Annotated in this window: 19 protein-coding genes, 1 tRNA gene and 1 riboswitch; of the genes, 7 read left to right on the top strand and 13 right to left on the bottom strand. The window is 51.2% G+C overall.

The window, feature by feature from the left end; genetic code table 11:
• The first annotated feature begins 213 nt into the window (after positions 1 to 213).
• The gene (locus H650_RS19070; protein WP_020456703.1) at positions 214 to 1,596 is read left to right on the top strand and encodes a D-arabinono-1,4-lactone oxidase; all 1,383 of its coding nucleotides are present in this window, start codon (positions 214 to 216) and stop codon (positions 1,594 to 1,596) included.
• Positions 1,593 to 2,420 (top strand): glycosyltransferase family 8 protein, encoded by an 828-nt coding sequence (locus H650_RS19065; RefSeq protein WP_020456702.1) that lies wholly within the window; start codon positions 1,593 to 1,595, stop codon positions 2,418 to 2,420. Before H650_RS19070 ends, H650_RS19065 begins: the two co-directional genes overlap by 4 nt.
• A 52-nt stretch (positions 2,421 to 2,472) precedes the next feature.
• On the opposite strand, the gene H650_RS19060 is transcribed toward H650_RS19065, so the two are convergent.
• The 5 genes from H650_RS19060 to H650_RS24865 all read right to left on the bottom strand — a co-directional run bounded on the left by H650_RS19060 (position 2,473) and on the right by H650_RS24865 (position 4,734).
• Positions 2,473 to 3,066, bottom strand: coding sequence for a LysR family transcriptional regulator (locus tag H650_RS19060; RefSeq protein ID WP_020456701.1), 594 nt, complete (start codon positions 3,064 to 3,066; stop codon positions 2,473 to 2,475).
• A gap of 75 nt (positions 3,067 to 3,141) precedes the next feature.
• Positions 3,142 to 3,447, bottom strand: a complete 306-nt coding sequence (locus H650_RS19055; protein ID WP_189660077.1) for an ATP-binding cassette domain-containing protein — start codon at positions 3,445 to 3,447, stop codon at positions 3,142 to 3,144.
• A gap of 210 nt (positions 3,448 to 3,657) precedes the next feature.
• Complete coding sequence (locus H650_RS26020; protein WP_244173025.1) at positions 3,658 to 3,735, bottom strand: hypothetical protein; 78 nt, start codon at positions 3,733 to 3,735, stop codon at positions 3,658 to 3,660.
• 490 nt (positions 3,736 to 4,225) lie between these two features.
• Positions 4,226 to 4,447, bottom strand: a complete 222-nt coding sequence (locus tag H650_RS25775) for a hypothetical protein (RefSeq protein WP_189660076.1) — start codon at positions 4,445 to 4,447, stop codon at positions 4,226 to 4,228.
• 113 nt (positions 4,448 to 4,560) lie between these two features.
• A complete protein-coding gene (locus tag H650_RS24865; RefSeq protein ID WP_020456698.1) occupies positions 4,561 to 4,734 on the bottom strand; it encodes a con-10 family general stress protein in 174 nt (57 codons plus the stop codon).
• 323 nt (positions 4,735 to 5,057) lie between these two features.
• Between H650_RS24865 and H650_RS24860 the strand changes: the two genes are divergently transcribed.
• A complete protein-coding gene (locus H650_RS24860) occupies positions 5,058 to 5,384 on the top strand; it encodes a four-helix bundle copper-binding protein (RefSeq protein ID WP_071925260.1) in 327 nt (108 codons plus the stop codon).
• A 40-nt stretch (positions 5,385 to 5,424) separates the two neighbouring features.
• On the opposite strand, the gene crcB is transcribed toward H650_RS24860, so the two are convergent.
• A complete protein-coding gene (crcB, locus tag H650_RS19045) occupies positions 5,425 to 5,805 on the bottom strand; it encodes a fluoride efflux transporter CrcB (protein WP_020456697.1) in 381 nt (126 codons plus the stop codon).
• 75 nt (positions 5,806 to 5,880) lie between these two features.
• Positions 5,881 to 5,950: riboswitch (Fluoride riboswitch) on the bottom strand.
• 30 nt (positions 5,951 to 5,980) lie between these two features.
• Complete coding sequence (gene mntP / locus H650_RS19040) at positions 5,981 to 6,550, bottom strand: manganese efflux pump MntP (RefSeq protein WP_044489575.1); 570 nt, start codon at positions 6,548 to 6,550, stop codon at positions 5,981 to 5,983.
• A gap of 257 nt (positions 6,551 to 6,807) precedes the next feature.
• Between mntP and zinT the strand changes: the two genes are divergently transcribed.
• Complete coding sequence (gene zinT / locus H650_RS19035; protein WP_020456695.1) at positions 6,808 to 7,452, top strand: metal-binding protein ZinT; 645 nt, start codon at positions 6,808 to 6,810, stop codon at positions 7,450 to 7,452.
• A 71-nt stretch (positions 7,453 to 7,523) separates the two neighbouring features.
• On the opposite strand, the gene H650_RS19030 is transcribed toward zinT, so the two are convergent.
• Positions 7,524 to 8,177 (bottom strand): TetR/AcrR family transcriptional regulator, encoded by a 654-nt coding sequence (locus H650_RS19030; protein WP_044489574.1) that lies wholly within the window; start codon positions 8,175 to 8,177, stop codon positions 7,524 to 7,526.
• Positions 8,178 to 8,426: 249 nt separating this feature from the next.
• Between H650_RS19030 and bhsA the strand changes: the two genes are divergently transcribed.
• Positions 8,427 to 8,684 carry a multiple stress resistance protein BhsA gene (gene bhsA / locus H650_RS19025; protein WP_017458786.1) on the top strand — a complete coding sequence of 86 codons (258 nt, stop codon included), beginning with the start codon at positions 8,427 to 8,429 and terminating at the stop codon, positions 8,682 to 8,684.
• 86 nt (positions 8,685 to 8,770) lie between these two features.
• Positions 8,771 to 8,980 (top strand): YdgH/BhsA/McbA family protein, encoded by a 210-nt coding sequence (locus tag H650_RS19020; RefSeq protein ID WP_017458785.1) that lies wholly within the window; start codon positions 8,771 to 8,773, stop codon positions 8,978 to 8,980.
• Positions 8,981 to 9,165: 185 nt separating this feature from the next.
• Here H650_RS19020 and H650_RS19015 read toward each other — a convergent pair whose 3' ends face one another.
• From H650_RS19015 to proB, 4 genes are all read right to left on the bottom strand, one after another.
• On the bottom strand, positions 9,166 to 9,969 hold the full coding sequence (locus tag H650_RS19015; RefSeq protein WP_020456693.1) for a hypothetical protein: 804 nt from the start codon (positions 9,967 to 9,969) through the stop codon (positions 9,166 to 9,168).
• A gap of 266 nt (positions 9,970 to 10,235) precedes the next feature.
• A tRNA-Thr gene (locus tag H650_RS19010) sits at positions 10,236 to 10,311 on the bottom strand.
• Between the two features lie 111 nt (positions 10,312 to 10,422).
• The gene (gene proA, locus H650_RS19005) at positions 10,423 to 11,676 is read right to left on the bottom strand and encodes a glutamate-5-semialdehyde dehydrogenase (RefSeq protein WP_020456692.1); all 1,254 of its coding nucleotides are present in this window, start codon (positions 11,674 to 11,676) and stop codon (positions 10,423 to 10,425) included.
• Between the two features lie 11 nt (positions 11,677 to 11,687).
• A complete protein-coding gene (gene proB, locus H650_RS19000) occupies positions 11,688 to 12,791 on the bottom strand; it encodes a glutamate 5-kinase (RefSeq protein ID WP_020456691.1) in 1,104 nt (367 codons plus the stop codon).
• Between the two features lie 297 nt (positions 12,792 to 13,088).
• On the opposite strand from proB, the gene phoE reads away from it, so the two are divergent.
• A complete protein-coding gene (gene phoE / locus H650_RS18995) occupies positions 13,089 to 14,189 on the top strand; it encodes a phosphoporin PhoE (RefSeq protein ID WP_020456690.1) in 1,101 nt (366 codons plus the stop codon).
• A gap of 140 nt (positions 14,190 to 14,329) precedes the next feature.
• Here phoE and crl read toward each other — a convergent pair whose 3' ends face one another.
• Positions 14,330 to 14,728, bottom strand: coding sequence for a sigma factor-binding protein Crl (gene crl, locus H650_RS18990; RefSeq protein ID WP_017458780.1), 399 nt, complete (start codon positions 14,726 to 14,728; stop codon positions 14,330 to 14,332).
• Positions 14,729 to 14,747 lie beyond the last annotated feature (19 nt).

Raw genomic sequence — 14,747 nt, 5'->3', positions numbered from 1 at the left:
ACTCATCAGGCCGCACAGCGTTACGTCCGCGATACCGTGGCAAGCAGGGAGCTTAATTTGGTATTCCACCTGCCTGGTATTACGCGAGGCTAACAGTCCCCCATCCTCTGTTGCGCCACGCCGAAGCGCCTTGAAAAGCCGCGCCAACACTCACACGTTTCTGTGATGCGCTACGCTTGGTTAATAAATAAAAATCTGAGCGAGGAGCCGCCCATGAACGACACGCAGACCCTTTTTCCACGCCTACAGCCGCATGCAGACCCGCAAGATCCGCACCTTTTCAACTGGGCGAAAAACGCGGTACTGGCCAGCAAAAACGCCGTTATCCATGTGGAAAATGAAGCGCAGTTGCAGCAGGTTATTGCCGCCGCTGCCGGGTGCGTGCGGGTGATGGGCAGTCGCATGTCGCCTGGGCGCATGCTGAAACTGAGCCAGCCGGGCGATACGCTAATTGATATCTCTGCGCTGCGCGGTGTGCTGGCGGTGGATGACGACAGCGTAACGTTTGGCGCCGGGACGCAGCTGCACGAAGTGTTTGAACTCCTCAGCGTCATGAACCGCATGCTGTACGCGTCGCCGGGAGTGATCGATTCACAAACGCTGGCAGGCGCCATTTCAACGGGGACCCACGGCCAGGGCATGCAGCAAAGCTCGCTGGCGGATGAAGCGCTGCGTATCCGGCTGGTGGATGCTGCCGGGCAGATCCACGAGCTTGACCGCCAGCAACCCGCGTTTGCCGCCGCGCAACTGGCGCTCGGCACGCTGGGGGCGATTACCGCCGTCACCCTGCGCACGCGCCCGGCAACGCTGTATACCTGCTTTAAAAGCGCCAGCAGCGCCGGGAATCTTGCGCAAGACTTGCTTAGCTGGAACCAGCAGTGGGCGTTCAGCAAAACGTGGTGGTTCCCGGATGAAAACAAAGTTCACACCTGGAACGCGCGCGAATCCACCGCCGATGAAATGGCGCTATGGCGCGATAATCATGGTGATCTGGTGGAACGGGAAGAGACCGACACGCAGATGAACGACACGGTGGAAAAAACGCTGGAGCAGATGCATGACGACACCAATATTGTTGATGAAAACGGCAAGCCGTTTCGCACCGTAACGCGCTTTAAAGACTTTTCAGATGTGATTGGTGATATCTACCAGGTGTTCTGCCGGGGTATCGCCACGCCGCAAATCAATATTGAGATCGGTATTCCACTGGCGCGTGCCCCGGCGGTGATTGCGCGCATTAAAGCGTGGCATCAGCAATCGCACCCGCATATGCACTATCCGATTATTTTGCGCTGCACCGGGCCTTCCGGAGCATGGCTAAGCCCGGCCTGGCAGCAAGCGACCTGTTTTTTTGGCTTTGTGGTCTATTACGCCGAAGACGGCTCACTCTCTGAAGAAGGGCTGGCGTTTCTGCGCGCCGCCGAACAGTTGCTGGCAGAAGAAGGCGGGAAGCCGCACTGGGGGAAATACTTCGATCCGACTTTATACGACTGGCCAACGCTCTACCCGCAATGGACGGCGTTTCAGGCTATACGCCAGCGTTTTGATCCGCAGGGCAAATTTCTCAACACCTTTATGACGGAGCTGTTGTCATGAGCGCCGCATTCGCCTGGGTAACTCTCCTGACGCAGCCAGATTACCTGCCGGGTGTAGAAACACTGCACCGTTCGCTGCGCGCCAGCGGTTCGCCGTGGCCGCTGGTGGTGATGGTTACCGACGCCATTGACGACAGCACGCGCCAGCACCTGAGCGCCCAAGGCTGCAAAGTGCGGGAAGTGCCGGTTATCGGCCCCGATCCCACGCTTGAAAGCCGCTATGCAAACGCCCGTTTTGCCGACGTGTGGAGCAAACTGGCAGTGTGGACGCTTGAGGAATACCAGCGAGTGGCGTTTCTCGATGCCGATATGCTGGTGCTGCAAAATATGGATCACCTTTTTGAACTGCCACTGGCCGCAGGCACCATTGCCGCCTGCCATGCCTGTCGCTGTAACCCTAACCATATCGAAAGCTATCCGGCGAGCTGGCGGCCGGAAAACTGCTATTACAGCTGGTGTACGGACGCGCAAATGCATGCCAACCCACCGGCGTCGCTGGATAACTACCTGAACGGCGGGTTTCTGCTGCTCACGCCGGATAATGCCCTTTATCAGCAGATGATGGCGAAGCTGGCTGAGAAAGCCGATATTTCGGGCTATGTTTTTGCCGAGCAGGATTTTCTGAACGAAGTGTTCCGCGACCGCTGGCTACCGCTGCATTATGGTTATAACGCCTTAAAAACGTTGCCGCTCCAGCATCCGCAAATGTGGGATTTAGCGCAGGTAAAAAACCTGCACTTTATTATCGATAAACCCTGGGAAAAGCGGCCCGAACCCGGTGACAAGGGATATGAACTGCATCGATTGTGGTGGAAATATGCGTAACCGCCAATGAGCGCGCCATTGCCGGAACGCGAACATGCCGCGCCCTTTGCATTTACCGTTCCGGCCAATGATGTTCCTGCGCGGCGGCCAGCAGCCAGTCGCGAAAGGCGTGGCAAAGGGGTTCTAACAGCGCCGATTTATCGTAAATCAGCAGCACCCCGCCGCTGTTCTCCAGCGGGTGCAGGATACCTTCACTCCCGGCCTGCACCGTGCGGCGAAAAGCAAAATCGATCCCTTCTCTTTTCAAATCAACGTCCCGCGTAGTGGTAGTGATAAGCACCTCGGCATGCGGGTAATAACGTTCAAAGCCGCCAAGCCTTGGCAGCAACCAGTGCATGGCAAACTCCGTTGAACAACTGACGCTCACACGGCGGTGCGCCGCCGCGTCAATTAACCGGTGGGTGGCTTGTGAAATCTGATGAAAGGCAGGCTGAATAGCCCGCAGGTAAATTTTCCCTTCCGGCGTCAGCGTCAGCACGCGCGAACCGCGCATAAACAGCCGTACATTAACCCAGGCTTCCAGTTTGGCAATCTGCTGGCTCACTGCGCTGGCGCTGATGGATAATGCCGCTGCCGCCGCTTTCATACTGCCGTGTTGAGCGACAGCATTAAAACAGATGAGCGCCTGCAAAGGCGGTAAGGTCATTGCCGATCTCCGCATCAGTTAAGTCACACTAAACTTTAGCAAAAATACGGCTTCATCAGCCAACAGTGGCGTTTATCAGACCAAGAGAAAAAGCGGCGGCGTGTCCCCGCCCGGATGCGGGATCACTTCGCCCCCGGCACCGTACCACGGCGCGATAAGCGGTGGCTGAATCACCTGTTCCGGCGTGCCTTGTGCCACCCGTTTTCCCCGGTGTAACAACAAGATCCTGTCCGCCCACCGCGCAGCAAGGTTGAGATGGTCAAGCGCCGCGCAAACAGGCAATTTGCCACTCAATGTCAGCCGCAGCAGCAGGCGCAGCGCCTGCTGCTGATGGTAAAAATCGCGCGCCGAAGTTGGTTCATCCGCCTTCCGGGCCGTCATGATGCCCACAGCGGCGCGAGGCAGGATGGCTTGCGGTGCCTGAAGCCAGATGTGCGCGCCAGAGTATTGATAAGAAACAGAGCCGACCAGTAGGCGTCAATTTGCGTTCGATAAACAAACCAGGCCGTTGAGATACGCGCGAGTCTCTTCAAGGCGTTGCTGTAACAAACTGAATAATAAATAAAAAGGCCGCCGTAGCGACCTTTTTATTTATTTCTTCACCGGTTGGGGTTTTTTATCCCCCGATTCCGGCGCTTCACGAGGGTCATCTTTTTCAACGTTGAACACGAAACCTCCTCTCGTTGCCTTCAGTTCACTCACTATAGATCCTCCGCTGTTATAGAGGCCAGGCGGCAGGCAAAAAAATACCATAAGGCCCGGTAGCCGCTGCGACACCGGTTGGGTTGTAAACGCCTGATGGATGAAATGCAGATAAATCATCAATAACATCAATGTGTTAACGATAAAAAAATTCATTCGAAAAGATCGGTTTATTTCATCGCAACTCGCTGTTTTATAGCGATTTTCCTGTTGAAATTTGCTAATAATTAGCACGCTTATTGTTAGTAACGAAAATGCAATTGCATGCCTTCAGGTACAACGCGGATTTGCCGGCCTGAAGGTTTTTTTTATTCGTTTTCAATGCGCTAAAAATTATTCTGATCGTTTTCGTAAAAACGAATGACTGAAAGTTTCCTGTCTCTTTCAGCGGCATAACTTGAAAAGAAGAGTTCTCCGCGTTGAAGAAGCACAACGCCGTTAGAAAGGTGAAAAGGATTTATTGATTATTGCCTTTTGGGGATTGTTTGCGGCTGGCCATTTTATGCACAAGACGTTTCTTGTAAGGTGGGAGACGTAAATCAACTGCTTCGGTAAAATTAATGGCAATTACTTCGGCAGGATGGTGAGAATCTTCAATTAAATGAGTAGATAAATGCTCAGATAAATCTTCAGGTAATGTGCATATCCTCTCACCCTCATCATTATTTTTCGAACTCATCAATACCTCTATCTTCTTATTTTCAAAACAGTGTTAATTAAAAAATAAACGAGCCGTTTCCGGCCCGCTGCCATTCTGAACTTTACAGATAATATAAAGAACTAGCGAAACGGCTATTTCTGGCCACCGCCGTGGCTATTTTTACCACCTTTTTTACCGGCTTCGGATGCACGTTCGGGGTCATTTTTAAAATTACCACCGCTGTGCTGACCACCTTTACGCCCCGCTTCTGACGCTTTTTCACGATCTTCAGCGAAATTACCGGAACCGCCTCTATGTTCGGCCATGTTATATCTCCACATCTCGTTTTCGATATAATCGATACGGTTAATAACCCATATCAATCGCGTTGGAGTCTTAAGTCTGGCTATTTATCACGATTAGTCAATTGATCACCCGAAAATATATCAATATAAAAACAACAATCTTTAAAGAAATATTTAAACACATATGTTGCATTAAAAATAAATCTTTATAGTTATAAGCGGGTTAGTAAAATTTCTCTCGCCTAATAAAAGGACAGATGTGATGAATTGTGTAAATAAAATGGTAGGGATAAATATTCTGTGCACACTTATCTTATGACGCACAAATATTATGGAGATAAATCATGCATACAGAACATCAACGATGCGCAGAAGCCTGTTATCAATGCGCTGCGGCTTGCGAACACTGTGCGCTTTCTTGCCTGCAGGAAGAGAATATCGACATGATGCGTGAGTGCATCAAGCTGGACGTACAATGTGCCGCCCTGTGCCGCCTTGCCGGTCAATTTATGGCGCTGGAAAGTAAGCATTTACCCTCGCTGTGCCGGATTTGCGTCGATGTGTGCAGAGCCTGCGCCGAAGAGTGCAGCCGGCATCAACATCAGCACTGCCAGCAGTGCGCTAAACGTTGCCGGGCTTGCGCACAAGCGTGCCTGCAAATGGCGGCGTGAAATGCACTGCGAAAAGGGGGCGCATTGCCCCCTTCCTGTTTTATCCATACCAGGTGTTTATCAGCGCAAACCCCAGCGCCGTCATTAAAATCGATCCCGTTACATGCACCAGCACCGAAGCCAGCGCCCACGCATAGTTACCCGTTTGCAACCGGGTAAAAATCTCCAGCGAAAAAGTGGAAAAGGTGGTCATGCCGCCGCATAAGCCTGTGGTGATCAGCAGCCGCAAGTTGGGATCCAGATGCGGCTGGCGGGTAAAGAGTGCCAGCGCGCCGCCAATAATCAGCCCGCCGAGTAAATTTACCAGCAGCGTGCCGGGCGGCAGATTGGGAAACAGCGTATTTAAACGAATCGCGAGCAGCCAGCGGATCACGCAGCCTGCAGAACCACCGATGATTACGGCAAATAAAGATTTGAGCATGTTTTTCCTCATCAACAAAAGTGCGAGGCATGCAGGGAACACCAAAGGAAAACGCCCGACATGCCTCATGACAGAGACATACCAGGCGTCATCAGCTTCTCAGGGAAGCGGTTGGGTCAGGTGGAACGCCATCACCTGAGCACGCATTGTTGACGATTTCACACGTTCGGGCAAGTTACAGTAAGCCTAAGTGTTCAACCAGAATTGAGCTGCCGATGCAGATAAGCACAACACCGCCGAGCACTTCCGCCCATTTACCGATCGTCGTGCCAAGAAAACGCCCCAGTAGCATCCCGGTGGTAGCCATGATGGTGGTCGCAAGGCCAATCATCAGCGCCGTCGTCACAATGTTCACATTGAGAAACGCCAGACCGACACCAACGGCCATCGCATCAAGGCTGGTAGCGATAGCGGTGGTGACCAGCAACCAGAAACCGTGGCGGCGCGGCGCTTCGGCTTCTTCATCCGCAGTTTTACTCACTCCTTCTTTCATCATGCGCACACCAAGCACAAACAGCAGTACAAAGGCTATCCAGTGATCCCACTGCATAATGTACTGGCTGGCGGCCAAACCTGCGGCCCACCCAATAATTGGGGTGATGGCTTCAATAACACCAAAAATCAACCCGGTGCGTAGCGCTTCGCTCACCAGCGGACGTTTTAACATCGCCCCTTTACCGATAGCGGCAGCAAAAGAATCCATCGACATGCTGAAAGCAAGAATACTTATTGCGTAAAAACTCATTGCTGACCCCTAAATGCCCACAGGCGAAGGCAAAAACGCAGACGCTGCGAAAAGAGCGGCAAGAATGCCATAGCCGAATAAAAAACGCAAAAATTACTTATTAATCATAAACATATAGATATTGCTATGTTTTATAGCGCTGGCTATGTTGTACGGCGCCCCACTCATTTGGCTGGTGAATTGAAAGCGATGTGGCATTTGATTTTGTTATATTATAACATTTCACTTCGTAACAAATGATAACCAGGGAGCGCAATATGATCATGAAGAAATCAGCCTTTGTACTTGGCATGGGAGTGCTGCTAATGAGCGCACCGACGTTGGCGCATGACCACCACCACGGCAAACCGCTTACAGAAGTGGAGCGTAAAGCCAGCGAAGGCATTTTTGATGATAAGGACGTAAAAGACCGGGCATTGTCCGATTGGGACGGGATCTGGCAATCCATGAACCCGTATCTGCTCAGCGGCGATCTTGATCCGGTGCTGGAGAAAAAAGCAAAACAAGGTGGTAAAAGCGTTGAAGAGTATCGCGCCTATTACCAAAAAGGTTACGCCACCGATGTAGAAATGATTGGCATAGAAAACAACGTAATGGAATTTCACGTTGGCAAAACGGTCAATTCCTGCCGTTATGATTACGCGGGCTATAAAATCCTGACTTACTCCTCCGGGAAAAAAGGCGTGCGTTATCTCTTTGAATGTAAAGACGCGCAATCAAAAGCGCCAAAATATGTGCAGTTCAGCGACCATATTATCGGCCCGCGCCAGTCGCAACATTTCCATATTTTTATGGGCAACGAATCGCAAGACGCGCTGTTAAAAGAGATGGATAACTGGCCGACATATTATCCGTACAATATGACTAAAGCGCAGATTGTTGACGAAATGCTCCATCACTGATGGTTTCACCGCGGGCGAAAAATCCTCTTGCCCGCGGAAGGTCATCCTCAAACGCATTGTCCACCATTCTCTTAATCGGCGCTCCGTTCGTTCAGCTTGATTAATACCGGCCACAACCGCAGCGTCGTGTCGATAATCTGCTGCAGTTTATCCAGACTGACACCTTCGCGCGCGCTGACCGACATGCCATGAATAATACAGCTTAAAAAAAGCGCGGTGGTTTGCACATCTGTTGGCGACGGGATCTCACCACGCAACTGGCGTTGCAGCAAAAAAGCCAGCAGCGTTTGCTCCTGAGCCGTTTGCCGTTCCCGGATAGAGTCCGCTATCGGTTCCGATGAAGCGGAAACCGTGACAGAAGTGTTGATTAAAAAGCAGCCTGCCGGAGTATCACTACCGGCAAAACAATTGGCTAGCGCGTGCAGATAATCGCACAACGCCTGCTCAACCGTTTTCTCTTCGCAGAAAAGCGCTGCCCGGTGTTTAGCGGAAAAGCGAGCCATATAGCGATCAAGCGCGGCTCTGAACAATCCCTCTTTATTGTTAAATTCCGCATACAGCGTCGGTGCTTTTGCGCCAGTGGCTTCAACCAGGTCTGCCAGCGATGTGGCTTCATAACCCTGCTGCCAGAACAGCATCATCGCTTTATCCAGCATTGCGTCCCGATCGAAAATTTTTGGCCGTCCGCGACCTTTTCTCGTACAGCATGTGACGTCGGTTGCCATTGTTCCTCCCTCGTTCACATCAATTTAGTTAATAATCATTATAAAAACATTACAAAGCGGCTGACCAGCGGAAATTTTTCGAAAAAATACACGACATATCCATTTGAATAATAAGTTGTTTTAAATTATTTAAACGATCATTATAAAAATAGTATTGACGAGTGATGCAGATCACATTTATGATTTACCTATCGATCGTTAAGTTAATACTTACGACCTCACACAAATCCAGATTCAGAAGGCAAAATTATGAAAACCATCAAATCCCTGATCGCTGTCGCTGTACTTAGTTCCCTCTCTTTCGCAAGCGTAGCCGCCGTCGAAGTGCAGTCCACTCCGGCTGACCAACAAAAAGTGGGCGTGATTTCTGCCAATGCCGGCACCAATCTCTCCTCTTTGCAAAGCGAACTGGCGCAGAAAGCCGATGAAATGGGCGCGAAATCGTTCCGTATTACTTCCGTGACCGGCCCGAACACCCTGCACGGCACCGCGGTGATTTACAAATAAACGCTGCCGTATAAAACCAGCATTCACTACAGATGTTGAATCGGGCGTTATCGCCCAGCACAAATAAAAATTTAAGGAATAACATTATGAAAACCATCAATTCACTTGCTGTCGCTACTGTGCTTTCCGTCCTCTCATTTGGCGCTTTCGCTCAGAGCGTAACCGCCACGGCGTCCACGCTTGACGAAGCGGAATCCTTAATTGCTGCCAAAGCACAGCAGGCAGGCGCTTCATATAAAATCATTGAAGCCAACACTAATAATAATGTTCATATGACGGCTGAACTGACCAAATAAGTCTGCCGTTGTCGAACAACACACTCTAAGCGCCTGCGGGCGCTTTTTTTATGGGTAAAACGGTATTTTCCGTAGCGTGAATATCAGGGAGGGAATGTTGAGAGGTCGACTCATTTCAATAGCACTGTCTTTTTTAATTGGTATGGGGTGTTAATTTCCATCGTATTTATCACACCCCGTTTAAATTACTGAGTGGGATTACGTGGATCGGTTCTCAAATGGGTATCACCGTTAGTATTCATATTGGCATAATTAGCCGCAATTAACGCCAGACCTCTGTAATCGGCAATACTGTCAGCCCTGGAAGATACGAGGGCCGCACTTGACTTCCACAGCAGATTTACGCGGTTACTTTTCAGATATACCTTAGCGTCGTATGCATTGAGTGCTACCGCTGTTCCATACGATGTATTGGTGACAGTTGTGTCATATGCCCCGGTAATTCCATAGGTCGGTGTGTAGACCGTCGTTGCGCTGCCTGTAGTGTTCGACGTTAAGTTACCGCCACCGAGATAGTTATATGTGGTATTGGCATTTCCGTATGTCGTCGCTGAACTAATACCGGTCTGACCATAGATCGGCACAGTGACATTCCTTGTGCTGGTCACCTCCCCACTTCTTGCAAATCCTAATAATATTCCCTGATCGGCTTTTTCCGGCTCGTTAACTTGTATATATCCCTGACGTGTCAGCGATGCAGAAACTACTGCGGCAATTTGATTGTATTCAATTTGGTTAGCGTCATAGAGCGCCTGACTGGCTGGCAGGATGATGAAGCGCTTCCCTACACTCTGGCCTGAAGATAACGCATTTACCGTTACGAGTGGTTGTTGAGCGCATCCACTTAAAATCGAAATAGACAATAGAGCTATAAGTTTTCTCATCACGATCATCCCTATCAATAAAATGGCGATAAATTCAACATGTGTACATGATGTTATGAACTTGCCATTAATATACACGCCACAAATTTTATTTGCGCGCACCATGTGTAGGTCCTGCTAAATACAAAATATATCTTTAACGGGAGAGGATGAGATATTTCCGATTTACGTTCTATCAGCTTCACGAGATATGCAGCGCCGGATTATTTAATCCAGCCTGTTGTTATTGCCATAAATGAATTATCGACAATGAAGCGAGGGGATGAAATGACGCGATGTCGCGTTACGTCTTGCATGCTCAACACGGAAAAATGCCGGGTCGGACAAAGCAAAATCAATGAATCGTAACTCGTTAATTTTGAAGGGGAAAGTGGTGCCGATAATAGGAGTCGAACCTACGACCTTCGCATTACGAATGCGCTGCTCTACCAACTGAGCTATATCGGCCCTGCGATGTGTTCACGAGCGTGAATCACGGAGTAGAAGGTTAAAACTAAGCGGGTGATGCGTCAATGCCCTTGGGAATCAACCGGCTACTTTTGCATCACCCTTTTTCAATTAAGCACGAATCGTGTCGTCGCCGAAGCCAATCCACTTATAGGTTGTCAACGCTTCCAGCCCCATCGGGCCACGCGCGTGCAGCTTTTGCGTGCTGACAGCGACTTCTGCTCCCAGGCCAAACTGCCCGCCGTCGGTAAAACGCGTAGACGCATTCACATACACTGCGGAGGAGTCCACCTCGTTGATAAAGCGGTCTGCATTGCGCAGCGTACGCGTGAGGATGGCATCAGAGTGCTGAGTGCCGTGCTGGCGAATATGATCGATGGCGTCATCCAGACCCGCCACGATTTTCACATTCAAATCCAGTGATAAAAACTCGTCGTCATACTGCTCCGCTTTTACCGCTTCCACTTTTGCCGGGCCGTTTTGCAACAGCGCCAACGCCTGTTTATCAGCATGCAATGTCACGCCACTTTCCGCCATCTGCTTACTCAGCGCGGGCAGGAATCGCTGCGCGATATCCTGATGCACCAGCAGTGTTTCCACCGTGTTGCAGGTACTGGGGCGTTGGGTTTTCGCGTTAACGATGATTTTTAACGCCGGATCGATTTCCGCAGAGTCATCAACCACGATATGACACACGCCGATACCTCCGGTGATCACCGGGATGGTCGACTGTTCGCGGCACAACTTATGTAAACCAGCGCCACCGCGCGGGATCAGCATGTCGATGTATTTATCCATGCGCAGCATTTCATTCACCAACGCGCGATCCGGGCTTTCGATAGCCTGCACCGCGCCGGCCGGTAAGCCGCACTCTTCCAGCGCCTGCTGGATAACTTTTACCGTGGCGGCGTTGGTGCGCCAGGTCTCTTTACCACCGCGCAGGATCGCGGCATTACCGGTTTTCAGGCACAAAGAAGCGACATCCACGGTGACGTTAGGACGCGCTTCATAAATCACACCAATCACGCCCAGCGGCACGCGCCGGCGCTCAATGCGCAATCCGCTGTCCAACAGACCACCGTCAATCACCTGGCCTACCGGATCCGCCAGTTTGCAAACCTGGCGCACATCATTGGCGATCGCGGTTAAGCGCGCCGGGTTGAGCGCCAGCCGGTCAAGCATCGCGTCGCTCAGCCCGTTGCGGCGAGCTTCCAGCAGATCCTGTTCGTTCGCGAGCAGGATCTCTTGCGCCTGCGCTTCGAGATAATCAGCGATTTTTTCCAGCACGCGATTTTTCTGGCGGCTGGAGAGCAATGCCAGCTTGTATGACGCTGCTTTGGCAGCGATGCCCATTTGTTCCAGCATACTTCTGCTCCTTAACGGGTAATCATGTCGTCGCGGTGCACCGCGACAGGGCCATATTCGTAGCCCAGAATGGCGTCAATCTGCTGCGAATGTTGCCCGGCAATGCGACGCAGCGCATCGCTGTTATAACGGCTTACGCCGTGGGCGATATCGCGACCTTGCAGATTACGAATGCGGATCACTTCACCACGGGAAAAGTTGCCTGTCACGCTTTTAATGCCTTTGGGCAACAAGGAGCTGCCGCGTTCCAGAATGGCCGCCGTTGCGCCTTCATCAACGGTGATTTCACCGGCAGGCGGCGCGCCAAAGATCCAGCGTTTACGGTTTTCCAGCGGCGACTCCTGGGCGTGAAAGCGCGTGCCGACGGAAATCCCTTCCACAACATCGCCAATCACGCCTGGCTTGCTGCCCGCAGCGATAATGGTGTCGATCCCCGCGCGGCAGGCAACGTCAGCCGCTTGCAGCTTGGTGCCCATCCCGCCCGTACCGAGGCCGGAAACGCTGTCCCCGGCAATCGCGCGCAGCGCATCGTCGATGCCGTAAACGTCTTTAATCAGTTCCGCGTCCGGGTTGCTACGCGGATCGGCGGTAAACAGGCCTTGCTGATCGGTCAGCAGTAGCAGTTTGTCGGCACCGGCAAGGATAGCGGCGAGCGCGGAGAGGTTATCGTTATCGCCGACTTTGATTTCCGTGGTGGCTACGGCGTCGTTTTCGTTAATCACCGGCACGATATTGTTGTCGAGCAGCGCACGCAGCGTGTCGCGCGCATTGAGGAAACGCTCACGATCTTCCATATCGGCGCGCGTCAGCAGCATCTGCCCAATATGAATCCCGTAAATGGAAAATAGTTGTTCCCACAGTTGAATCAAACGGCTCTGCCCTACCGCCGCCAGCAGCTGTTTCGACGCGATAGTCGCGGGGAGTTCCGGGTAGCCCAGATGCTCGCGTCCGGCGGCAATCGCGCCAGACGTCACAATTACAATTCTATGCCCGGCGGCGTGTTGCTGTGCGCACTGGCGCACCAGTTCAACAATATGGGCGCGGTTCAGGCGACGGGAACCGCCCGTTAAAACACTGGTACCGAGTTTTACCACCAGCGTCTGGCTGTCACTCATGATTCTCTGCCGTTTTTTTAAGGAAATATAAGGAAAGTAAATCGTCGTCAGACGTTGTAACAGGAGTGAGAGCGATTGCCAACTGCCAGAGCTGTCAGCCCACTTTTTTGTTGCGCGGGATCAGCAAGCGTAGCGGCAGGATTTGACACTTTTATGGCAAATACAAAAAAACATAACTTTTTAAAAATATTCTTAATTTGTCATAAATCTTTAATTTCGCAGCGTTAAAACCCTTCCTGTTTTTCACGGGGCGTATGCCCAGCGAATATTAGCGCGTTAGTCAAATCAGGAATCAAAATGAAAAAGAGCACTCTGGCATTAATGGTGATGAGCGTTGTCGCTTCTGCTTCTTCTGTTCACGCAGCCGAAGTTTATAACAAGAACGGCAACAAACTGGACGTGTACGGCAAAGTAAAAGCCATGCACTACTTCAGTGACGATACCACCAACGACGGTGACAAAACTTACGTGCGTTTCGGCTTCAAAGGCGAAACACAGATTAACGATCAGCTGACCGGTTTCGGCCGTTGGGAAGCTGAATTTGCTGGTAACAACGACGAAACCAACAACAACAACTCAGCGACCAGCCAGAAAACCCGTCTGGCGTTTGCGGGTTTGAAAATCAAAGATTTTGGTTCTATCGACTACGGTCGTAACCTGGGTGTGCTGTACGACGTGGCTTCCGTAACGGATATGTTCCCGGAATTCGGCGGCGACGGCATGACCCGTACCGACGACTTCATGACCAAACGTACCACTGGCGTTGCAACTTATCGCAATACCGACTTCTTCGGCATGATCGACGGTCTGAATATGACCCTGCAGTACCAGGGTAAAAACGAAAGCAACCGCGCTGTCAGCAAACAGAACGGCGACGGCTGGGGTACTTCACTCTCCTATAACTTCGGCGGTAGCGCGTTCAGCCTGATTGGCGCATATGCGAACTCTGACCGCACCAACGCGCAGAACACCGCCGCGTTTGGTCGCGGCGAGAAAGCCGAAGCGTGGGCAACCGGCGCGAAATACGACGCTAACAACCTGTACATCGCCACCATGTACGGCGTCGCTTACAACATGACACCAGTATCTGCCGCAGCGAGCACCGGGCTGGGTTCAGGTTTTGCTAACAAAACCGAGAACTTCGAAGCGGTTGTCCAGTACCAGTTCGACTTCGGTCTGCGTCCGTCTCTGGGTTATGTCCTGACTAAAGGCAAGGACCTGGAAAAAGGTGTTGGCGACGAAGATCTGGTTAACTACATCGACGTTGGCGCAACTTACTACTTCAACAAGAACTTCTCGGCGATGGTTGACTATAAAATCAACCAGCTCAAAGACGACAACAAGCTGGGTCTGGCGAATGACGACGTTGTTGCCGTTGGCGTGACTTATCAGTTCTAAGTTGCAGTAACTGTAATACCCCTCGTTATATTGAATGCCCTCGCAAGAGGGCATTTATTTAACCTGATTCAGGTGAAAGGCCGGGAAACTGCGGCCAGGCCCGATAAGCGCAAGCTATCGGGCATTTTTTATGCGGGGAGTTACGCGGTGAGCTTCAATTGTTCTTTGAAGTTTTCGGCAGGTTCCAGCTTCAGCTCAAGTGAAGCCAGCAGGGTTTTCGCACGTTCGTGAAAATCGCGCAGCGTGTGCTCTAAACGATCGGTCACTTCCTGATCTTTTATCGCCGTAGGTTTCCATTGCCCTTCTTTATCAAAAAGGCCGAACTGATAACGGTAGGTAAAACGTGTCTCCTGCGCTTCCATTTCCATCCACCAGCCCCAGAACTCTCGTTTTTCCGGCGCGGGTTTAACATTCACGCAAACTGCCAGGCAATCAAAGAAAAAACGGTTCTCTTCGCATTGCTCTTCGCGGATATAAGGCCCCAGCGCAGTAAACTTTTTAATCAACCTGCTTCTCGGATGTCCACTCGGTAACGTCATTGCGATCTCCTTTTGTGAA

The organism is Enterobacter sp. R4-368, assembly GCF_000410515.1.
Taxonomy (GTDB): domain Bacteria; phylum Pseudomonadota; class Gammaproteobacteria; order Enterobacterales; family Enterobacteriaceae; genus Kosakonia.
This window is presented reverse-complemented; position numbering and strand designations above follow the sequence as displayed.